Origin of the sequence: Cecembia rubra, assembly GCF_003014575.1 — a bacterium.
Lineage (GTDB): Bacteria > Bacteroidota > Bacteroidia > Cytophagales > Cyclobacteriaceae > Cecembia_A > Cecembia_A rubra.
This window is the reverse complement of record NZ_PYGF01000003.1, coordinates 166,847-188,618: the sequence shown is the minus strand read 5'-3', so window position 1 is coordinate 188,618 and position 21,772 is coordinate 166,847. Positions and strand designations below refer to the sequence as shown.

Genomic DNA, 21,772 nt, shown 5'->3' with positions numbered 1-21,772 from the left:
TAATTTATCTATAATGAGTACAGAAACAGCACAGGCAGAAGTAAAAAAACCCGCTGAGGGTCTACTGTCTAAGAGAAGAAAGAAATTTATTACCGATCCTTTGGTGGACAACAACCCGATTACCATTCAGGTATTAGGAATCTGCTCGGCTCTGGCGGTAACAACTCAGATGCAACCTACATTGGTTATGGCCATCTCCGTAATATTTGTAATGGTAATGGCCAATCTTACTATTTCTTTGATGAGAAACACCATTCCTACGAGAGTAAGGATCATCGTTCAGTTGGCTGTTGTAGCGTCTTTGGTTACATTGGTTAACGAATTGTTGAAAGCTTTTGCTTTTGATATGTACAAAGAACTTTCCGTGTTCGTGGGGCTGATCATTACCAACTGTATCGTAATGGGTCGTTTGGAGGCGTTTGCCTTGGGCAACAAACCATATGATTCCATCTTGGATGGTTTTGGTTCGGCATTGGGTTATTCATGGATTATCTTGGCAGTTGCTTTCTTCAGGGAGTTGCTAGGGTCAGGATCAGTATTTGGAGTTCAGGTTTATGATGCTATCTCCGGATTATTTGGAGAAGGTTTCAGCTTGGCTACTAATGGTCTGATGGTATCTCCGGTAGGAGCCTTTATCATCCTTGGATTGATCATCTGGGTACAGCGTACCAAAACCGGTTATGTTGAACACTAATAAAGCATTGTCATGGAATTAATTAGTCTAGGAATTAAATCGATATTTATTGATAACATGGTATTTGCTTACTTCTTGGGAATGTGTTCCTTCTTGGCCGTTTCCAAAAAAGTAAGTACAGCCTTGGGTCTGGGAGCTGCAGTTATCTTTGTGTTAACAGTAACTGCACCTACCAACTGGTTATTGAATGAATTTGTATTAAAAGAAGGTGCTTTAACTTGGTTAGGTGCCTCTTTTGCCACTGTTGACCTTTCATTTTTAAGGTTTATCATGTTCATTGCTATTATCGCAGCAATGGTTCAGTTGGTGGAAATGGTCGTTGAGAAATTTGCCCCTGCTCTTTATGGAGCTTTAGGTATTTTTCTTCCTTTGATCGCTGTAAACTGTGCGATTTTAGGTGGTTCCCTATTTATGGCACAGAGAGATTATACTTTGGCAGAAGCTACTGTTTATGGATTTGGTTCCGGTACAGGTTTCTTTCTTGCTATTGTAGCTTTGGCGGCCATCAGAGAAAAGTTGAAGTATTCAAATGTGCCAAGCGGCTTGAAAGGTTTAGGTATAACTATGTTATTGACAGGATTGATGGGTATTGCCTTCATGTCTTTCATGGGTATTGACCTTTAATCCAAAGAATAGAAAAAGAAAAAGCCTTGGGTATTCCTCAAGGCTTTTTTCATTATAAACCAAACCTGAAAAAAGATTTCAATGATTCCAGGTACCGAACTTACCTGATTGGTAATCTCTATATGCCTGCATGATTTCTTCCTGAGTATTCATTACAAATGGTCCTTGGGCTACCATTGGTTCCTTGAAGGGTGCTGCATGGCCAAGAATAACCACTGCGTCTTCTGTTGCTTCAAATTTTAGGATTTCTCCATCATTGTTAAATTCAACTAAATTTCGAAAGGGAATTTCTTCACCTTGTATCTTTACTTTGCCACGGACGATATAGAAAAAAATATTTTCCGTGGAAGGGATGTTTTTTATGACCTTGCCTGATTTTACCATGGAGATAGTGCTCATGAAAATAGGAAAAAGGGTAGGGAAAGAACCCATTTTATCATCCCATTCTCCTGAAATCAGCTGAACCTTTACTTTTTCATTGTCAATAGTAAATGAAGTGATATCTTCTTTTTGCAATCCCAGATATCTTGGCTCAGTCATTTTTAAACTTGCAGGGAGATTTACCCAAAGCTGAAGAATTTCAAGATTTCCTCCTTCTTTTTTAAACTTGTTGGAAGACACTTCAGCATGTATAAGACCTTTTCCTGCTGTCATCCACTGTACCCCTCCTGATTCGATTACTGATTCATGTCCTCCGGAATCCATATGCATGATGTCCCCTTCTAAAATAAATGTGACAGTTTCCATCCCTCGGTGGGGATGGGGACCAAAAGGTAGACCATTGTTGTTGGGGGCATATTTTTGAAAACCATGATGGTTGAGAAAAATAAATGGATCAATCTGCCTTAATTTGGGAGATGGTAATGGATTATAAGTCAGCAGGTCCGCAATGGGATGATAATTGGCTTTATGGATTTCCTTAATCGTTCTCATTCTTGATAAATGTATATACAAGTAATTCGATTTTACTCCAAATTGTTCCGAGTAAGCAAAAAAAAAAGCCTGAAAAAAATTCAGGCTCGTTGATTTTATTTTAACCAGGCTAAAGAAACCTCATCAGGGGCTTTCATTCGGTCTGCCAATCTCATATACCTTTCAGATAGATTGGATAGATAATCCTGCGCTTTAGCTGCCATATCAGATAGTCCTGTCAGATTTTCGATGTTCCAAAGTTTGACCAAATGATCAATAATCCTTGCATAATCCCAGCCTGTATATATTCCAATTTTTTGGGTGATGGCAGAAAATTGGTCAAAAAGGGAAGGATTGGAGCTTCCTGTCCCCATCAAGACAGCAGGCATGACAATCTGTTTTCTCATCATTTTTTCAAATGCAAGTATGGCGCCGCTTGGGTCGATTTCAAAAATCTGGGACATGAAGTTTTTATAAGCCTTTTCATGTCTGGCCTCATCTCCTGCGATGGTCTTACATATTCTTGAAAGCACTTCGTCACCTGCTTTATCCGCAAGTTTACCTGTGTTTACATGAGAGATTTTAGTTGCCCTTTCTTGAAATGAAGTGTAAATGATGGCCTGATATGGATCTTTCTCTGATCTTGGATCAAAACCATTGTAAATCAATCTATGAATTGTTTGTTCCACTTTTTTCATATCAGCCCTACCTGAGAGATAGAGGTATTTGTTAAGGAGGTCACCATGCCTGTTTTCTTCAGCAGTCCAAGCTTTGGACCATTTTACCCAGCCTGAATTGCTCAAAAGACTTCCTTCAACATTGATGCCTTCCAACAGGTTGAAATAAGTCTGATAGCTTGGAAGCGCCTCTTCCGTTATCATATTCCCTATTAAGGAAGTAATGACTGTATCTGGAATATTTGCAGCCCTTTCCTGAAGTTTTTTCACTTCTTCAAATGCATCAGGTTGCCCCATATCAGGTAAAAAATCTGAAGGCTGCCAGCATTCATCCGGGTTGACTAGGATATTTTCTACTGCGTGATTGACATAGCCATCCAACTGTGAGATGACTTCCATGTTTTTTTCTAATTCGTAATCGATTTTATCTGATTTGTTCATAATAAAGGTTGCCTTCAGGTGATGGTGGCAATTTATTTCCCCACAACTCAAAGGTCTTGATACTGTAATAATTATAAAGGTAAGGACAAATAATGAATTAAAATGCTAAGAAACCCAATTTCTGTTTTGGGTTTCTTCCCTGAAACGTCAATGTGTAATGTTCCTAAGAAAATTTAAGCTGCATTATCCACTTTCCATTACCATTATTTGACCGCTTATAAATCTTCAAGTTAATAAGCTTTTCCAAAACCTTATTTTAGGTTTAAACTCCAAATATGATGAAAAATAAACTACTCATTATCCTTGGGCTGGGATTTGCATGGGCCTGCACCTCCCCTAAAGCCGAAAAAATTGATTATACAGCTTTGACAGATGAGGAAAGACTGGAAATCGCAAAAGAGATAGCGCTAAATACAATTATAGTGGACGGACATATGGATCTTCCCTTTAGAATGTACAATATGGGGCATGATATGAGAGGGGAGGTTTTTGATTTTATGACTAGGAGCGATCAGGGAAATATTGATTATGTCAGGGCAAAAGAAGGAGGTGTTGATGCACCGTTTATGGCAATTTATATTCCGGCTACTTATCAAGAAACCGGAGGAGCTAAAGTATTGGCAGATACATTGATCATGATGGTCGAAAGGATGGTCAATACCTGGCCGGATAAATTGGCATTGGCAAGATCACCAGAAGAAATTGAAGCAAATTTCAAAAAGGGTTTATTGTCCCTTCCAATGGGTATAGAGAATGCCGCAGCTATTGAAGATGACCTTTCTAACCTTTCTTATTTTTATAATAAAGGCATCAGGTATATGACTCTTACCCATGGTAAGGATAATTTGGTGGGCGATTCTTCCTATGACGATTCGGAGACCCATGGAGGATTGAGTGAATTTGGTAAAGAGGTGGTCAAGGAGATGAACCGTTTAGGTATGATTGTGGATGTCTCCCATATTACAGACAAGACTTTTTTTGATGTTGCTGAGGTTTCCATAGCTCCAATTGTTGCTACGCATAGCTCTGTAAGGTCCTTTACTCCGGGATTTGAAAGGAATGTATCTGATGAAATCATCAAAAAGATTGCAGAGAAAAATGGGGTAGTGATGATCACTTTTGGAGGAAGTTTTTTGGATCAGGCTTATGCAGATGCTAATTCTGCCGTTAGAGCACATATGCAGGAATGGCTGAAAGAAAACAACCTTAGTTTTAGAGATGATAAAGCCCGTGAGTATATGAAAGCTTATGCTGCTGAGAAAGTGCCTGTAGTTCATGTTTCCAAGGTCGTTGATCATATTGATCATGTGGTGCAACTCGTTGGGATTGATTATGTGGGGCTTGGATCTGATTTTGATGGGGTAGGTGATACACTTCCTGAAGGCCTGAAAGATGCATCCATGTATCCTAATATCATTGCTGAGTTACTTAAAAGGGGGTATTCTAAAGAAGATATTGAGAAAATCTGTTCCAAAAATTTCTTCCGTGTTTGGAAAGACGTGGAATCTGTAGCAGGTTTATAAAAAAAGGGAGCTTTGGAAGCTCCCTTTTTTATTATTTCAAAACTTCAAGTTCTTTTTTCAATTCTGACATAGTTTTGTCGGCTTCTTCCTGGATTTTTCGGAAAGTTGCTTGGTTACTTTCTTTTTCCAAATCTTCAAAAGCTTCAACTGAGGCACATAATACAGCCAAATGTTCGAAATCAAGATTCAATGCAACTCCTTTAAGTGCATGACAAGCTTGTTTGACTGTTTTAAGGTTCCCTTCTTTAAGGGTGTCTTCGAGATCCTCTTTAATTTTTTCTATATTCTGAAGGCTGACTTCAAGCAATTGTCTGAAAAAATCGGGATCTGATTTCCGAAATTCATTCAATCTTGACAGTACTTTTTTATCTTCTTCTTTTTTCTGGGTTCCAATGTATTTATCCAGCATTTCCTGTATATCTGCCACTACCACAGGCTTGGAGAGGTAGTTATCCATGCCAACTTCAATACACCTTTCAAATTCTCCTTTGACTGTACCTGCCGTTAGAGCCACAATTGGGACCCTTCTGGTATTATTTTCAATTTGGCGAATTGCTATAGTAGCTTCATAACCGCTCATTTCCGGCATTTGAATATCCATAAAAATCATGGAAGGATTTTCATTTGAAAATAGCTCAACTGCCTCTTTACCATTTTTGGCTTCCAAAATTTTGCAACCTGGCAATAAATTTTTAACTATAGTCTTAGCCAGTAACATGTTGACCGGATTGTCATCCACCAACAGAATTTTCAAAACCTCATTAGTAAAATGTGAGTTTTGTTGAACCAATATATCTGTTCTTTTTGGCCTGACTCTTACTATTTCTTCTTCTGAAATTTCATTTTCCTCGACTATTGGGAGGCTTAACTTAAAAAAGAAGTGGCTTCCCTTTCCAAGTTCAGTTTCAAGTTCGAGGTGGGATTCCATCAACTGCAGAATTTTATTGCTAATGGAAAGACCCAATCCGGTTCCGCCATATTTTCTGGTAGTGGAGTTGTCTTCTTGAGCAAATGCTTCAAAAATTACTTTTTCTTTTTCTTTAGAGATACCTATACCTGTATCCCTGACTGAAAATTCAAGGTCGGCAATTTTCCCGTCATTACTGAGTCCAAGGTTTTTAATGGACAGTTCAATTTCACCTTTATGGGTAAATTTAGAAGCATTACTCAGTAAGTTGATCATGACCTGTTTCAGTCTAATAGCATCCACCAATACCCTATTTGGTATAGCTGCGGGAATATTGAGCTTTAAGGCAATGTTCTTACTATCAATAGATGGTTCAATCAATTTTAAAGTTTCTTTAGCCAAGGTGTTCAAGCTGGCTTTTGTGGGGCTTAATTCAAGTTTTCCTGCTTCAATTTTTGAAAAATCCAGAATATCATTGATCAAGTCCAAAAGTAGTTTTCCAGACTGCATTATGGATTGAATGAACTCTCTTTGGGTTTCATCCAGGTTAGTTTTCATCAAAAGATCCGAAAAACCAATTACTCCGTTCAGGGGAGTCCGGATTTCATGGCTCATGTTTGCAAGGAATTCTGATTTTGCTACACTTGCCTCGTTTGCCTGCTGCATGGAAATCCTTAAATTTTGTTCCATGTTTTTGCGTTCTATGGCATTGGAGATACTTTCTGCAAAACTGATCAACAATGCAGTTTCAGCTTCACTCCATTCCCTTTCTTTTTGGCAATCATCGAAGCCAACAAATCCCCAGAATCTTTTTTCAACAAAAATTGGAATGAGGAGGATGGATTTGATACCCTGACTTTCCAAAAGTCCTTTCAATCCTTCATCTTCTATTTTGTTTACTATATTGAAATAAACTTCATTTTCCAGGAGAAACTTCATTGATTCTCCGAATAAACTTATAGGAAGGTTTTGTAATTCAGGATTGTCAATTTCTGGTGGAACCCCCATGGCACTCCATTCAAAGCGCTGAGAACTGTAATAATTTCCCTCCTCGTCCATGTTGTTTTCAAAAAGGTAAGCCCTGTCTGCCCCTGCTCCATCCCCTAGTATAGTTATAGCTTTTTGGGTAGCTTTTTGAAAATCTGCATTTGATAATAACTCCTTGGTAGCAAATGCTATTGATGTTAGCATTTTTTCATTTCTAAGAAGGGATGTATTTATACTTTGGAGCTTTTGTTCATTGGCACGAATTCTTTCTTCAGCCTGTTTTTGAGTGGTTATATCTCTGAAAAATAAATATTGCGTGCTTTTTTGATTTAAATTATCGCCTTCGGTGATCTTTTTTAAAAAAGCCATATAATACCTACTATCATTCTCCAAGAAAAATTCAACCCATTTTTTGGATTGGACCGGAAGAAAAAGTTCTGCCAATTCAGGCCAATTCTGATTGATCTGGTGAATAGTATTGAATTTCTTATTGGGGAAAATAATTTCGAGGATTTTTTGAGATCTCTTATTTTGAGCGATTATTTCACCGTTTTCTTCAATTATCAAAATCCCATCTGAAAGATTTTCGAATATTGTTTTGAACGCAATAGGGTTGATTCTGAATAGTTTGTGCTTAAATAAAGCCCAGTATAATAGAATTGCACTGATGGCAAGAAAGAAAGGTACTGGATCCAAACCAAATGGGTAAAAGCCAAAAACCATGATGATATAGGCTATCCATGGAATAAATGTACCCAATAGCATTATCAATACCTGTCCCCTGTAAATTGCCGGAACAGAGAACATCATCCTTATCAATAGGATGTTTGAAGTGATGATGAGTAAGGTGTTGTAAATGACATAAAACCAGTGAAGGAAATTGGGGTCAATGGATACCGATGTGAAATACCCGTTAAATTTGGTGCTTATCTCGTAATAAAAAAGTTGGTGCCAATCATTTGTGAAAACGAATATCAAGAACAGACCGGAGATTGCGAATAATATTTTAATCCAATTCTTGTTGATAATTTCTGCTCCGTCTGAATATTTTAGAACAAATAACAAAAGCAAGGGTGAAATAAAAACGCCTCCTAAAAATTCTAAAGTGTAAAAGAGTTTTATGGTCCCAGGAGTGCCTCCCATTAATTCTACTCCGTAAAAAAATGAGTAAAAAAAGCAACTTATCATGAGATAAGAAAAATACTTTTCTCCAAGCTGGTTTGATTTTCTTACAGAATGTAAATATAACCCAAGAAAAATAAGGCTCGTTAAAATTATCGGGAATGCGAATGGGTTGTAAGCGAATTGAATCTCCATATTTATCAATTTCAACAAGCAAATTAATATTTATCTTTTTAATTTAGAGGATAATACTCTGTAAAAATATCAGAATTAATTTTTCAAAAAAATTTAATTAAAGTAAACCCAATTTCTAAGTAAATATTCTGAACTGGCTGAGGAAACCAATTTCTTTTAAATTAAAAAATTGCAATTTCTGAGACTTGACTTTTTTCTTATTTATTCGATACCTAAAATATTTGTAAAAGATATGGCAGTCATTGTCCAATTTTGTAATTGGTCAGCAAAACCAATCATTTAAATGGTTGTTGGCTAAAATTAGACGCAGAACAATTGCAATAAATGTGTCAAAAAGTCTTGTTTTTGCATTTCTGAGCTCAATTATGAGACAAAATTTCCGCTTTATATTTATTTTTTGCTTTGGTGGTAAATTTGATATAATGCATTTGGCTCCCACAATAATTATTGTGTAGGGGAAATTAACCAACTATAACCATGGATTTCAATCAATTTACCATTAAATCACAGGAGGCCATCCAAAAAGCCGCAGAATTGGCAATGGCACAACAGCAACAGGTCATAGAGCCCTCACATTTACTTAAGGGGATATTTTCAGAGGATGAAAACGTAACTGATTTTCTGCTCAAGAAACTGGGGGTCAATAAGGATTTGTTGATGCAGAAAACCGATGAGAATATCAAAGCTCTTCCCAAGGTAAGTGGGCAGCAGCCCTATCTGTCCAGTGCGGCCAATCAGGTTCTGTCTAAAGCCAAAGATTATCTCAAAACTTTTGGTGACGAATTTGTAGCCATAGAACATCTTCTTTTGGGAATTTTAGCTGGTAGTGATAGAGCAGCTCAAATATTAAAAGATCAGGGTATTACTGAAAAAGCTCTGATTGAAGCAATCAAGGAATTAAGAAAAGGAAATAAAGTGACAGACCAAAACGCCGAATCCAAATACAGGGCTTTGGAGAAATATTCCAAAAACCTAAATGAACTCGCCAAAAAGGGCAAAATTGACCCCGTCATTGGCCGAGATGAAGAGATACGAAGGGTTTTACAGATTCTTGCCCGTCGAACAAAAAACAATCCCATTCTTTTAGGTGAGCCTGGTGTGGGTAAAACTGCTATCGTGGAAGGTCTTGCCCAGAGGATTATCAGTGGTGACGTTCCGGAAAATCTTAAATCCAAAACCATCATTTCCCTGGATATGGGCCTGCTTGTAGCAGGAGCCAAGTACAAGGGGGAGTTTGAGGAAAGACTGAAGGCCGTTATTAAAGAAGTCACGGATTCTGATGGGGAGATTATTCTTTTTATTGATGAGATCCATACCCTGATCGGTGCAGGAGGGGGAGGGGAAGGAGCCATGGATGCAGCAAACTTATTGAAGCCTGCTCTTGCGAGGGGCGAGCTGCATGCAATAGGTGCCACTACCCTCAAAGAATATCAAAAATATATCGAGAAAGACAAGGCATTAGAGAGAAGGTTTCAGGCAGTTATGGTCGATGAGCCTGATTCAGCAGATGCTATTTCCATTCTCAGGGGGATCAAGGATAAATACGAACTGCACCATGGTGTGAGAATTAAGGACGATGCGGTTATTGCAGCGGTCGAACTTTCACAGAGATATATCTCCGATCGTTTTCTTCCAGATAAGGCCATTGATCTCATGGATGAGGCAGCTGCTAAATTGAGGATGGAAATCGATTCATTGCCGCAGGAGCTGGATGAGCTCAATAGAAGGATAATGCAGTTGGAAATTGAGCGGGAGGCTATTAGGAGGGAGAATAATAAGGACAAGGAAGCTGTTCTAAGCAAAGAAATTGCAGATCTTTCCGAGAAAAGACAGTCTGTAAAGGCCAAGTGGGAGTCTGAAAAGTCTGTGATAACAGGTATCAGAACTGAAAAGGAAAATATTGATAAGTTGAAATTGGAAGCCGAACAGGCGGAACGTGCAGGTGATTTTGGCAAGGTAGCCGAAATCCGTTACGGTAAAATAGTTGATGCGGAGAAAAAGCTGGAAGCCTTCAAGCAGCAGTTGGATAAAATGCAGCAGGGTTCACCTTTGCTCAAAGAGGAGGTTGATAATGAAGATATTGCTGCAGTAGTGTCAAAGTGGACGGGAATTCCACTTTCCAAGATGATACAGAGTGAGCGCGAGAAACTCCTTCACCTTGAAGATGAATTAGGTAAGCGGGTAGCTGGACAAAGTGAAGCCATTATTGCACTTTCCGATGCGGTAAGAAGAAGCAGAGCGGGATTGCAAGATCCAAAACGCCCCATTGGGTCCTTTATCTTTATGGGGACAACCGGTGTAGGTAAGACAGAATTAGCTAAAGCATTGGCAGAATATCTCTTCAATGACGAGAATGCAATGGTGAGGATAGATATGTCCGAATATCAGGAAAGGCATGCAGTATCAAGATTGGTGGGAGCGCCTCCGGGGTATGTAGGATATGATGAAGGTGGACAATTGACTGAGGCTGTAAGGCGTAAGCCCTATTCTGTAGTTTTGCTGGATGAGATTGAAAAAGCACACCCGGATGTATTCAATATCCTCCTTCAGGTTTTGGATGATGGAAGATTGACCGACAACAAAGGCAGGGTAGCCAATTTTAAAAACACTATTATCATTCTTACTACCAATATAGGTTCCCATATGATCCAAGAAAGGTTTGCTGAAATGGAGGAATGGAACAAAGAAGTTGTCATGGAAAAAACCAAATCCGAGGTGTTCGATTTGTTAAAGAAATCGGTCAGACCTGAATTCCTCAATAGGATAGATGAGGTCATCATGTTTGAGCCTCTCAACAAATCAGTGACTAGAAAGATCGTGGATATACAATGGAAAGAAATCCAGAAGAGATTGGCCGAGTCCAATATCGAAATCGAAGCCACTCAGGAAGTGCTGGATTTCCTTGGAGAAGTTGGGTTTGATCCGCAGTTTGGTGCAAGACCACTAAAGCGTACCATACAGCGACTGATTCTCAATGAGTTGTCCAAGCAGATTTTAGCAGGATATATTAAGAGTGATTCAGCCGTTTTGGTCGATTTGGATGCAGATAAGCAAGTGTATTTCAAAAATGTAGATGTGGTTACAGTATAAAAAAGCTGTCTTTGATTTGTCAAAAGGCGTATAAATCTGATATACGCCTTTTTTATTTTTTGGAGGATTTGGCTTCAATATTTTTGAATGAGATTGGATGTTCTGTTATTTCAAAATGCTTTTTTCATCTTTATTTTGCAAATTAGCTGTTGAGGTGAAATTTTTTGTAAATTAATTACCTGAAATCAAATATTTATGCAGGAAGAATTATCAGTCAAAAAAGAAAAAGCTGAAAGAGAGAGGCAGACTTTTTTTAGAGTAGCATTTAAAAATAATTGTAACCTCCTTCAGATTGCTGACAACAAAGCAAATATGGTCATTAGTATCAATGCACTTGTCATTTCTTCAATTATAGCGATTTCGGGATATGGGACAATTTCCAATAATCTTGATCTTTATGGTTCAAAACTAATATTTCCATTAGTGCTCATTTTAATCACCTGTTTCATTTCTACTATTTTAGGTGTGCAAGCAGCGAAGCCCAAAATAGTTGATAATAAGGCAGTGGAAGACAGGCCTAAACTTGGAAGTCTTTTATTCTTTGGTGAAAGTTCAGCATACTCCAAAGAGGCTTATTTGGAGGAATTGGAGAAGATTTTGCCTTCCCGAAATGAATTAAATAGCCATATGGCAGTCACATTGTATTATCAGGGCAAGGTGCTTAAGAACAAATATAATCTATTAGGTTACGCATACAATGTCTTTCTGTTAGGTTTGGCAATTGGTGTTTTCTCATTTCTGATCTACCTTTCCCTTGATTTTTTCTAAATTAAAGATGGGTTGTAACTGTCTGAATTTAAGTGTGTTTGATTTAAATTTTCCTTGAACTTAAAACGCTTTGCTTATGGAACTTCATTTCTTTTTTTTGGAATCTAATTTTAATGGAAACTGCATTAAAAGGTCCCTGGGTATGGGGTCAATTTTCACCATATTTCTTTTGTTTTCATTTGGGTGGAGTAACCTTTCATGGTCTCAGCAGGAATTAAAAAAAGCATCACTTTTTCAAGATGATAAGCTATTGGATGTTAGGTTAAGCTATTCTTTTAAAGAGGTGAAATCAAGAAAGTCCGATGAGGAGGGAAAATCAGGTTTCTTGCATTATAGGGAGAACGGCCAAGCTTGGGATTCTATACCAGTTGTCGCTCGTGGCCGGGGAAATTTTAGGAGAGAACAGTGTTTCTTTACGCCACTCAAAGTTCATATGAAGAAAAAAGAGGTAAAGGGTACGCTTTTTGAAGGAAACAAAACCTTAAAGGTTGTTCTGCCATGTCAAAATGCTAGGGATGCCAACGATTTTTTGGTCAAAGAATACATTTGTTACAAATTATATGAGCCATTAAGCCCTTATCACTTTAATTCAAGATTGATTAATCTTAATCTTACAGATGAAGGCTCCAAGCAACAAAAAGGCTATGATATAAGGGCAATATTTATCGAGGATGATGGTTTGGTGGCAGATAGATTCGGAGGCAAGTTGCATAAAGGCAGAGAAATGAATCCTATGAGGCTTCAAGATACCGCATCAGTAGTTCATGATTTCTTTCAATACTTTATTGGGAATACTGATTGGTCAGCAGCTGTTCAGCATAACGTGACCATTATGCAGCTCCCCAATGCCGCATATATACCATTATGTTATGATTTTGATATGACAGGAATGGTCAATGCACAATATGCTACAGTCAGTGAAAAATTGAATATTAATTCAGTGAGACAGAGACTTTATAGGGGTTTCTGTCGGGATGAGAGTCTTTTTCAATATGTAAGGGCTTATTATCTTGAAAGGGAGACCCTAGTTTGGGAAGCTTTTGATCAAGCTGCCGTGCATCTTAATCCTAAAGAGATTCCAGCTATGAAGCAGTATATTAAGGAGTTTTTTGATGTATTGAAAAGTGACAAAAAATTCAAAGATGAGATGTATTCTAGGTGTAGGGGTGCATAATCTCTCAACAATTATATAGGATTACCCGTTTGTAAAATAAAAATTATGGATTTCCGCAATGATAACAGTAATCATTATAAAGGCGGTTTTTACCCATACTGATGTTAGTTGATATTGGATTTGCCTCGGTGGATAAGCTATTCTTGAAGATTGATTCTAATTTTCCGGCAAATTCTGTGAAATTCAGTTAGAAGTATAATTGTAGATAATCATATAAAAAAAATTAATAAAGGCCAAAATACCTCTTTATAAATGTTGATTGATTTAAGGGATCATCCATCAGAAATTTTTTCTAAAATCATACATGAACTGAATAGTGGTGCTACGGATAAAATGCATCCTTACAGTTATGGGGTTTTAGGAACAGTAGAGGGAATGAGGCCGGATTTACGGTATGTTGTTATAAGGGAAGTTGATAATGACCTCAATCTATTCTTTTACACTGATGAAAGGTCATTAAAAGTAAAGAGTATTCAGGTTAATCCGAATGTTTCCCTACTTTTTTACCATCCACTTAAAAGAGTCCAAGTTCGGATAGCAGGTAGAGCCTTTCTCCATCATCTAGACTCCCAAGCCTCAATGCACTGGAAGAGGGTTCTGGGAGATGCCAGAACAGCATACAACGCCTTGATCCAACCTGGAACTCCCATTCATCATCCTGAAGACGCATTTTCATGGAATGAGGATTTATCAAGCAGTCTGAATTTTTTGGTGATCAAAGTGGAGCCTTTCTCCATTGAAGCCCTTCAACTTAATGGTTTGGAGCATTTGAGGATAAGGTTTACAAAAGAAGCGGAAAATTGGTCCAGTACTTGGTTGGCGCCCTGAATCGAAATCATATCTAGACAATTTGTGTCAATAATTTTTTTTGAAATGAGTTCTCTTGGTAAATTAGTCTTGTTGTCAGGTAGGAGTTAAAAAAATACTGGTTTTAGATTTGATTCTTTCATGATTTTTTCCTGACCCTCAAAGTTCAAAACAAAATAATTCAATATGTGGATAGCGTCAAAAGATGGATTTGTTTCTATCGTGCAACATCGTGACCTTATGGACACTTTAATGGTCCGTGCAAGGGTCAAAATGGACCTGCTCAGTTTGTTTACAGAGGAGAGAATATTGGAGACTCCCGATGCGGATTACCGCTTTAGGGTATTGGTTCCCAAAAGGGAGATGGCTGCAATTTTTGCAGAAAAAATAAAGGAAATTACTTATCCAAATTTTAAGAATGAGATTGCCCAAATTCAATCGCAACGGGATAAATTCTCAGTATACCATAAAATTTGGAAACTAATGTGGGATTACAGTAAAAATAAAAAACTATGAACAGCATTATTTTTGTGAGTGGAATACCCGGTGCAGGTAAAAGTACCTTCATTTGGAAAAGATATTTTGACCGAGGTAAATATTATATCTTGGATATGGCTGCTGAAAGCATGCGCAGGTTTGGTGATTTGGAGCCTTTGAAAGATGAAAATTATGGGGAGAAAAGGCTTTCTATCATCAATAAGATGGTAGATAAGGGTATTTTTGCTTTGTTCGATGGAAAAGATCTGGTAGTGGAATACAATATTATAGGTGAGGATCAGGACGAATTTTTAGATCTTTTGCAGAAAGCGAATCAATTGGGCTTCCGTACGGAGTTGATCAGTTTGGCAGTGGAATTGGAAGAAGCTGAAAGAAGGAAAAAATTGGCCGGAGAGGCTTACTTTTTCTCAGAAGAATTGGTTTCTGATATGTGGATGGTTTTAGAGAATATCTTAGAAAATTATCATCTGAACATTCAGCTCGAAGAGATCGCGTCATTCAAGTGGCAAAACGTGAAGGTCCAGCTCTTTAAAAAGCAAGCCGGAGAGGAATGCGTTTATTTCTTTTTGGAGGAGGGGGAGCATTATTTGGGTTTTAAGTCAATTGAGGACTATCAGAATGAGGAATTGGGGGATCATATGCTCCTATATCCTAATTGCGGAGATGCGCTTCATGCAATGATGAGCCGATATGGATTTGAGAACTTTTTCCTGTTGTCTATGTCAGAGGAATTTAAGCCTGTTTTGGAGCAATATTTGAGCAAGCAAAAGGATATATCTCTGTGGAAACTCTTCTTAAATTAAATTTCGAAGCATAAAGCAAATAAAAAAAGTACATGTATAATAATAAAAAAGGCCCGCAGTTACTGCAGGCCTTTGTGGAGAATAACGGATTCGAACCGATGACCTCTACACTGCCAGTGTAGCGCTCTAGCCAACTGAGCTAATTCCCCATTATTTCATTTTATAGGAGTTCCAAATAATCTCATATTCTACTCCTATCGAGACACACTTGTCAAGAACCCTTTCAGGAATCTAATTCCCTATTGGGTCTGCAAATATAGAAAGCGATTTGATTTGCGCAAAATAAAAAAATTAATCTGCAGAATAATTTACTCTGGTAAGAATGCTTCTGCCTAGAGTGATTTCATCTGTGTACTCCAGTTCCCCACCGATTGGGATCCCTCTTGCAATGGTACTTACTTTAATACCAAATTCCTTAAGCTTTCTTGTGATAAAAAAAGAAGTAGTATCACCTTCCATGGTGGCAGGTAAGGCCAAAATTACTTCAGTTACCTTTTCGCCTTCAGTTTCTGAAATTCTTTGGATTAATGCTTCTATTTTCAGGTCCTCAGGACCGATTCCTTGTATCGGGGAAATGACCCCACCTAATACATGGTAAAGACCATTGTATTGGGCTGTATTTTCAATGGCGAGTACATCTGGGATATCTTCCACAACACATATGATGCTTTTATCTCTTCTATGGCTGGAACAGATTGAGCAAATATCTGTATCAGAAATATTGTGGCATATTTGACAATATTTGACTTCCTTCCGTAAATCAGTTAAAGCAGCCGTCAGATCTTCAGTGAAATTTTCTTTTTGTTTCAAAAGATGCAGGGCAAGTCTAAGTGCAGTTTTTTTACCTATACCGGGAAGTTTGCTGATCTCATTGACAGCGTTTTCAATAAGTTTGGAAGGGAAATTCACTCCTTTGGGATTTTAGATGATAGCCGCTTGGATTCCGGAATCCAAGATGGCCTCGCACATAGGTTTTAATTTGGATCTGCTACCCTTCTTGACGGTACATTTTCCTTTATAATGAATGATCAGCGTGCATTGTTCGGCTTGCTCCGGGGTGTGTTGGCATACTTTGATCAGTACCTTGATGACATGGTCGAAAGTATTGATATCGTCATTGAATACCACCAACTCACACTCATCGGTATCTACCAACTCATCTAACAATACTTCAACTTCTTCTAACATAGGATAAGTTTCTGTATGGTAATTCATTTTGCAAATTTAATTATTATGGACAATTTAGCATCATGCTCACCTTTTGATAATATGGATTCAAAGTTAGTTTTATTCGTCATAACATCATATTTTGCCCTCTTGTTTTTGATTTCCTGGTTTACCTCCAGAAAAGTTTCTTCAGAAACATTTTTTACCGGAGATAGGCAATCCCCTTGGTTTCTTGTTGCTTTTGGAATGATAGGGGCATCATTGTCAGGTGTGACATTTATTTCAGTCCCCGGCGAAATTGGTAATTCCCAGTTTCACTATTTTCAGGTAGTTTTGGGATATACACTGGGCTATTTTACAATTGCCAAGGTATTGCTTCCGCTTTATTATCGGCTCAATTTGGTTTCCATTTATAGTTATCTGGAGGAAAGATTTGGATTTTGGTCTTACAAAACAGGAGCATTCTTTTTTATTTTGTCCAGAACCTTGGGCTCTTCGATCAGGGTATTTTTGGTAGCAGGAGTTTTACAGTTGATTTTGTTTGATTCTTGGGGAGTTCCGTTTTGGGTTTCTGTATTGATTACTGTATCGTTGATTTGGTTATATACGCATAGAGGAGGTATCAAGACGGTGGTGTGGACGGATACGCTTCAAACTCTTTTTATGCTTTTAGCAGTATTGGTCAGCATTTATTTGGTGGCAAAAGACCTTGGGATCTTTGGCTTACAGGAGCTTGTCGCAACAGTTGCCGCTGACTCACGTTCTGAGATTTTCAATTGGAACTGGCAGTCAGGTACTAATTTTTTCAAACAGTTTGCTTCCGGGGCATTTATTACTATCGTAATGACTGGATTAGATCAGGATATGATGCAAAAAAACCTGACTTGCAGGAATATTGGTGATGCACAGAAAAACATGTTTTGGTTTACCATAATCTTGGTATTTGTTAATCTCTTATTCTTATCACTGGGAGTTTTGCTCTATCAATATGCAGAAATCAAAGGTTTGGCCATTCCTTCCAGGACAGATGATCTTTATCCATTTCTTGCCACTCAGCATTTCACAGCCTTTGCAGGAATTATTTTTGTTCTTGGAATAACAGCAGCTGCATATTCCAGTGCGGATTCGACTTTAACAGCTCTTACCACATCCTTTTGTTTTGATTTTTTGGAGATTGAAAAAAAGTACCCGAAAGAAAAGCAAGTGGCTGTAAGGAAAAAAGTTCACCTGGGTTTTACCATGTTGATGTTTCTTGTCATCCTGATTTTCAGATGGATCAATGACCAAAGTGTGATCAATGCAGTATTTATCATTGCAGGTTATACTTATGGTCCTTTATTGGGTCTGTATTCATTTGGTTTGTTTACCAGATGGAATATAAATGACAAACTAGTTCCATATCTGGCTATTTCAGCGCCTGTTTTGGCTTTTGTAATCAGTCAGAACTCAGAAAAATTGCTTTGGGGCTATAAGTTTGGTTTTGAAATTCTGATACTCAACGGTCTTTTGATGTTCTTAGGTTTGTGTTTAATCAGACGGAAAAATTAAATTTCCTGCCTTGCTATCAGATCATTGATTTTCTTTAGTTTAGAAATGCTGTTTTCAAGGCTGATTTGACTTCCATCCAGATCTACTAATACAGAGATCTGCCCATTACCATTTGTTTTTTTATGGTTTTCGTTAGTGCATTGTACGCTAGGAGCAACTGAAATAAGTTCTTGAACATCTACTTCATATAGCTCGGCCAACCTTATTGCGTCTTCCATTTTTAGGTTGGATCTACCCTGCTCGTACCGGGAATACGCAGTATAATCTTTTTTGCCTAAGTACTCTGCGATGTATTCCTGTGTGTATCCCCTCAACACCCTATGTTTACGGAGATTTTCCGCTATGTGGCTTTTCAATCCATTGTCCATAAGTCAAACAATTTTATACATCGGATTGTGTTGCAAAAAGCATACACATTTATCTGTTTTTCGGAAAAAATGTCGAAAAAAATCTTATTTTATCGGTTAACACCTTAAAATGGTGAAAAATACTTCAAATTGTTAACTCGTTTGGATCCCAAAACACATTCTCGAAATCTATGATTTTATCATTTTTTACCAGAATTCCTTCCCTTTCCAACTGCTCTTGCATATAACTTGAATCTTTAAAGTGATGTTTACCTGTGAGCACTCCATTTCTATTGACAACCCTGTGCGCCGGTATATCCGGTTGGCTATGTGAAGCATTCATCGCATAACCAACCATACGGGCCCCGCTTTTTAATCCTAGGTAATTGGCTATGGCTCCATAGGATGTCACTCTTCCTTTTGGAATGAGTTTAACGACCTGATATACCAGATCAAAGTAATTTTCCCTGTTTTTCATACAGAAGTTCTAATAAGATTTCATCGAACTCTTCCCTGATTTCTGGTTCTCTTTCAGGAGCAATCCCTACAATGATTTTAAATGCAATTTTTTCTCTGAACACTCCATTCAGTCCAACAATGAATTTCGAAATTTCTTTTGATTTCAATCGTTTTGAAAGCTTGGGTTCAATTTTTTCTTTGATTTCTTTTAGTCCCATTTGGAATTCTATTGGGACCTCAAATAAAAACTCAACATCCTTGCGGTCCGTAAACCTGTAGTTGATGACATGAGTGCCTAGCATGAGATTGTTGGGGATCATCATGGTCAATCCATCATCCCTTTTAAGGACAGTATTCATCAAAGTGATGTCTTTTATGATCCCTTTCTGATCATTGATTTTGATGGTGTCACCTAAAGAAAACTGATCTGTAAACATGATAATCAGACCATTGATCGTATTGGTGATATAATCTTTGGAGATGATAGCAATCGCTGCTGCCACAATGGTTAAACTTGTCAAGAATTCAACAGGCCTCAATCCAAATGCCATAATAAGTGCAGAGATGAATACAACTGAATTTAGTATATTGGAAATCCAGGAAATTCCCAAAAGAAAATTGGGATGAAGATGTTCTTCGCTTTGTTTTCTTAGATAAATCCTTGCAGTGATTATTCTTGCGAGGGAAATGAGGATATTTGCTCCAAGAAGAAAAAGTAGTGCTGTAATAATATTGTCAAGCCCAACCTTGGCCGATGTCCATTCAATAAATGCATCTGATATGTTGTTGAGTAAAAAAAGGGAGAGGTAGATCATCAATTTAATGATGAAAATTCGGAATTTCTTAATTTCAGCAAGTCTAAAAACTGATTTAGATTGGAGCATGACAGGGTTGAATTTTATAATATGACTAAAAACAAACAAAAGTAAATATGGAAAGGAATATAATCATCACAGGTGCCGCAGGAAATTTGGGTTTAGAGGTGGTAAGTAAATTTAAGAGGGAGGGTTATAGAATTATTGCCATTATCCAACCCGACTCCGGACAAGAAGTGGAAGAAGCAGATGATGTATATGAAGTTGATGTGATTGATCCTGATGCAGTCCGGGAATTTGCTACAGAATACCAGATGCAGTATGGCGAAGTGGACGCTATCGCACTATTGGTGGGCGGTTTTGCAATGGGAGATATAGAGAATACTTCCATTGAGGACCTCGAAAGGATGATCCGATTGAATTTTTATTCAGCATTCAATATGGTCAAAAACTTCCTTCCTTTTATGAAAAAAGCAGATTTTGGAAGTTTTCTTTTTGTGGGAGCCCGACCTGCACTTCAGACGCAGGACGGAAAAAATGTTGTGGCATACGCTTTGAGTAAGAATATGGTAATCGGGCTGGCTAATTATGTGGCAGAAGAGTCAAAGGGGACCAGGATTAGGGCGCATATATTTGTTCCCAGCATTATTGATACGCCTCAGAATAGAGAGTCCATGCCTGATGCGGATTTTACGCAGTGGGTCGGGCCTTCAGAAATCGCCGAGGCTATGCATTATGCAATCAATAATCCTGCTTTAAGGAACATGACCTTTAAGCTTTATGGAGGAATATAACCAAAATGATTTTCAAATATGAAAACAAAACGCATAGTATTGATATTGACCTTTTTCTTTGCCTCTGGGGTAATTCTGGCCCAGACAAATAGTGAAACCAGAAGCCTCAAAACATTTAATGCGGTGAAGGTTTCAAATGCCATCAAAGTAGAATTGGTAAAAGGCACTGAGAATAAGGTTGAACTTACTGTTTCGGGTATTGAACTCGGAAAGGTGGAGACATCCATCGTTGATGAAACATTGGAAATCCGATTGGCAAGGGGGAATTTCAGAAACCACAATGTTGAAGCAAAAGTGACCTATAAAGATATTCAAGGAATTGAAGCTTTGACTAGTGCGAGGGTGATTGCCAAAAGCCCGATTGAAGCCTCGGAGGCATATTTATTCGCATCTACAAGTGCCTACCTTGAAGTAGAAGTGGAGGCTGATGTACTCAATATAGAAGCAGCTACCAATGCAAAAATCTTTGTAACCGGAAAAGTTGAAGGTCTAGGAATTAGGGCCTTTACTAATGCAGAAGTTGATGGGCAAAATTTAAGGGCCGATCAGGTTGAAGTTTTGGCAAACACTGCTTCAACCGTATATTTTAGGACTTCAGGAAAAATTGAAGGTTCTGCAGCTACAGCCGGAAAAATCTTTTACAGAGGCAATCCAAATGAAATCAATGTTAAAACAAGTACCGGTGGTACCATTTCCAGACACTAATGAAAAAAATACTCGTTCTAGTTTTATCTTTCCTCTTTGTAATTCAAACTCTTCAGGCCCAAGAGGAAAAAGAAGTCGAAAAAGTGATCGCCTCTATGTTTGAAGGTATGAAAAACAAAGATCCGGAAATGGTGAAAATGTCTTTTCACCCGGAAGCCAGTATGCAGACTGTGATAGCAGGGGAGTCAGGTGCAAGGTTAGGCTCTAATTCCGTAGCTGATTTTATCAATAGGATTGCCGCTACCCCAGTGGGTACTACCCTTGATGAAAGAATCTTGGAATACCAGATCAAAATCGACGGTCAAATGGCATCAGCTTGGACTATATATGAATTTTATGTCAATGACAGTTTTAGCCATTGCGGGGTCAACTCATTCCAGCTCATAAATACTCCCGAAGGATGGAAAATTACCTATGTAATCGATACGAGGAGGAAAGATGGCTGCAAATGATTGTAGTAGCCAAATTTCATCAAATTTGGCTACTTTTTTAAGTCTTGGTAAATTGACTCAAAACTTTTGGAACTGGTAAAAATGCCTTTGTATTTTTGATGTATTGCCAAAAAATATCTTAATAATTTGCAAAAACCATAAAAATAATTTTTGATTTAGGAATTTTGTCATTAAGATTGTCCTGTTAAATTTCACAACATGTCCAGAGCTGTAAATATTGTACTTTCTGCGAATCCTACTACTTGGTGGTTGGGTCTTGCCTC

The 21,772-nt window shown here is 37.9% G+C and carries 21 protein-coding genes and 1 tRNA gene; 13 read left to right on the top strand and 9 right to left on the bottom strand.

The genetic code is table 11. The features are described from left to right. The first annotated feature begins 13 nt into the window (after positions 1-13). Together CLV48_RS07795 and nqrE are read left to right on the top strand one after the other, a co-directional pair. Positions 14-694 carry an NADH:ubiquinone reductase (Na(+)-transporting) subunit D gene (locus CLV48_RS07795; RefSeq protein WP_106566718.1) on the top strand — a complete coding sequence of 227 codons (681 nt, stop codon included), beginning with the start codon at positions 14-16 and terminating at the stop codon, positions 692-694. Positions 695-706: 12 nt separating this feature from the next. Then, positions 707-1,318, top strand: coding sequence for an NADH:ubiquinone reductase (Na(+)-transporting) subunit E (nqrE, locus tag CLV48_RS07790; protein ID WP_106566717.1), 612 nt, complete (start codon positions 707-709; stop codon positions 1,316-1,318). 78 nt (positions 1,319-1,396) lie between these two features. Here the strand turns inward: nqrE and CLV48_RS07785 are convergent, their stop codons facing one another. Both CLV48_RS07785 and CLV48_RS07780 read right to left on the bottom strand, forming a co-directional pair. Further along, the gene (locus CLV48_RS07785) at positions 1,397-2,251 is read right to left on the bottom strand and encodes a pirin family protein (RefSeq protein WP_106566716.1); all 855 of its coding nucleotides are present in this window, start codon (positions 2,249-2,251) and stop codon (positions 1,397-1,399) included. A 95-nt stretch (positions 2,252-2,346) separates the two neighbouring features. Next, a complete protein-coding gene (locus CLV48_RS07780) occupies positions 2,347-3,348 on the bottom strand; it encodes an acyl-ACP desaturase (RefSeq protein WP_106566715.1) in 1,002 nt (333 codons plus the stop codon). A gap of 278 nt (positions 3,349-3,626) precedes the next feature. Here CLV48_RS07780 and CLV48_RS07775 point away from each other — a divergent pair, with 278 nt between their 5' ends. Next, positions 3,627-4,871 carry a dipeptidase gene (locus CLV48_RS07775; protein ID WP_425430711.1) on the top strand — a complete coding sequence of 415 codons (1,245 nt, stop codon included), beginning with the start codon at positions 3,627-3,629 and terminating at the stop codon, positions 4,869-4,871. Between the two features lie 31 nt (positions 4,872-4,902). Here the strand turns inward: CLV48_RS07775 and CLV48_RS07770 are convergent, their stop codons facing one another. Beyond that, positions 4,903-8,082 (bottom strand): histidine kinase N-terminal 7TM domain-containing protein, encoded by a 3,180-nt coding sequence (locus CLV48_RS07770; RefSeq protein WP_106566713.1) that lies wholly within the window; start codon positions 8,080-8,082, stop codon positions 4,903-4,905. A gap of 477 nt (positions 8,083-8,559) precedes the next feature. Between CLV48_RS07770 and clpB the strand changes: the two genes are divergently transcribed. The 6 genes from clpB to CLV48_RS07740 all read left to right on the top strand — a co-directional run bounded on the left by clpB (position 8,560) and on the right by CLV48_RS07740 (position 15,222). Further along, positions 8,560-11,172: an ATP-dependent chaperone ClpB gene (gene clpB / locus CLV48_RS07765; RefSeq protein WP_106566712.1), complete on the top strand. Its 2,613-nt coding sequence runs from the start codon at positions 8,560-8,562 to the stop codon at positions 11,170-11,172. Between the two features lie 195 nt (positions 11,173-11,367). After that, entirely contained in the window at positions 11,368-11,940 is a 573-nt protein-coding gene (locus CLV48_RS07760; RefSeq protein ID WP_106566711.1) for a Pycsar system effector family protein, read from the top strand. Between the two features lie 76 nt (positions 11,941-12,016). Then, a complete protein-coding gene (locus CLV48_RS07755; protein WP_211299917.1) occupies positions 12,017-13,114 on the top strand; it encodes a hypothetical protein in 1,098 nt (365 codons plus the stop codon). Positions 13,115-13,366: 252 nt separating this feature from the next. After that, complete coding sequence (locus tag CLV48_RS07750) at positions 13,367-13,942, top strand: pyridoxamine 5'-phosphate oxidase family protein (RefSeq protein ID WP_106566710.1); 576 nt, start codon at positions 13,367-13,369, stop codon at positions 13,940-13,942. Between the two features lie 165 nt (positions 13,943-14,107). Next, positions 14,108-14,437 carry a hypothetical protein gene (locus tag CLV48_RS07745; protein ID WP_146140079.1) on the top strand — a complete coding sequence of 110 codons (330 nt, stop codon included), beginning with the start codon at positions 14,108-14,110 and terminating at the stop codon, positions 14,435-14,437. Next, a complete protein-coding gene (locus CLV48_RS07740; protein WP_106566708.1) occupies positions 14,434-15,222 on the top strand; it encodes an ATP-binding protein in 789 nt (262 codons plus the stop codon). The genes CLV48_RS07745 and CLV48_RS07740 overlap by 4 nt, the downstream gene beginning before the upstream one ends. Positions 15,223-15,297: 75 nt before the next feature. Here the strand turns inward: CLV48_RS07740 and CLV48_RS07735 are convergent. The 3 genes from CLV48_RS07735 to CLV48_RS07725 form a co-directional block, all read right to left on the bottom strand. After that, a tRNA-Ala gene (locus CLV48_RS07735) sits at positions 15,298-15,371 on the bottom strand. Positions 15,372-15,513: 142 nt separating this feature from the next. Then, positions 15,514-16,131: a recombination mediator RecR gene (gene recR, locus CLV48_RS07730; protein ID WP_106566707.1), complete on the bottom strand. Its 618-nt coding sequence runs from the start codon at positions 16,129-16,131 to the stop codon at positions 15,514-15,516. A 12-nt stretch (positions 16,132-16,143) separates the two neighbouring features. Next, positions 16,144-16,437, bottom strand: a complete 294-nt coding sequence (locus CLV48_RS07725) for an ATP-dependent Clp protease adaptor ClpS (RefSeq protein WP_106566706.1) — start codon at positions 16,435-16,437, stop codon at positions 16,144-16,146. A gap of 54 nt (positions 16,438-16,491) precedes the next feature. Here CLV48_RS07725 and CLV48_RS07720 point away from each other — a divergent pair, with 54 nt between their 5' ends. Next, complete coding sequence (locus CLV48_RS07720; RefSeq protein WP_106566879.1) at positions 16,492-17,937, top strand: sodium:solute symporter; 1,446 nt, start codon at positions 16,492-16,494, stop codon at positions 17,935-17,937. On the opposite strand, the gene CLV48_RS07715 is transcribed toward CLV48_RS07720, so the two are convergent. The 3 genes from CLV48_RS07715 to CLV48_RS07705 all read right to left on the bottom strand — a co-directional run bounded on the left by CLV48_RS07715 (position 17,934) and on the right by CLV48_RS07705 (position 19,627). Further along, positions 17,934-18,305: a helix-turn-helix domain-containing protein gene (locus tag CLV48_RS07715; RefSeq protein ID WP_106566705.1), complete on the bottom strand. Its 372-nt coding sequence runs from the start codon at positions 18,303-18,305 to the stop codon at positions 17,934-17,936. The two genes, CLV48_RS07720 and CLV48_RS07715, sit on opposite strands and share 4 nt — an antisense overlap. A 124-nt stretch (positions 18,306-18,429) precedes the next feature. Beyond that, positions 18,430-18,762: an MGMT family protein gene (locus CLV48_RS07710; RefSeq protein WP_106566704.1), complete on the bottom strand. Its 333-nt coding sequence runs from the start codon at positions 18,760-18,762 to the stop codon at positions 18,430-18,432. Beyond that, positions 18,737-19,627, bottom strand: a complete 891-nt coding sequence (locus CLV48_RS07705) for a mechanosensitive ion channel family protein (protein ID WP_106566703.1) — start codon at positions 19,625-19,627, stop codon at positions 18,737-18,739. Before CLV48_RS07705 ends, CLV48_RS07710 begins: the two co-directional genes overlap by 26 nt. Positions 19,628-19,674: 47 nt before the next feature. Here CLV48_RS07705 and CLV48_RS07700 point away from each other — a divergent pair, with 47 nt between their 5' ends. Genes CLV48_RS07700 through CLV48_RS07690 form a run of 3 tightly spaced genes read left to right on the top strand, consistent with a single transcriptional unit; the run spans position 19,675 to position 21,509 of the window. Continuing rightward, positions 19,675-20,352 carry an SDR family NAD(P)-dependent oxidoreductase gene (locus CLV48_RS07700; protein WP_106566702.1) on the top strand — a complete coding sequence of 226 codons (678 nt, stop codon included), beginning with the start codon at positions 19,675-19,677 and terminating at the stop codon, positions 20,350-20,352. An 18-nt stretch (positions 20,353-20,370) separates the two neighbouring features. Then, the gene (locus CLV48_RS07695) at positions 20,371-21,057 is read left to right on the top strand and encodes a head GIN domain-containing protein (RefSeq protein ID WP_106566701.1); all 687 of its coding nucleotides are present in this window, start codon (positions 20,371-20,373) and stop codon (positions 21,055-21,057) included. Next, positions 21,057-21,509 carry a nuclear transport factor 2 family protein gene (locus CLV48_RS07690; protein ID WP_106566700.1) on the top strand — a complete coding sequence of 151 codons (453 nt, stop codon included), beginning with the start codon at positions 21,057-21,059 and terminating at the stop codon, positions 21,507-21,509. Before CLV48_RS07695 ends, CLV48_RS07690 begins: the two co-directional genes overlap by 1 nt. Positions 21,510-21,772: the final 263 nt, after the last annotated feature.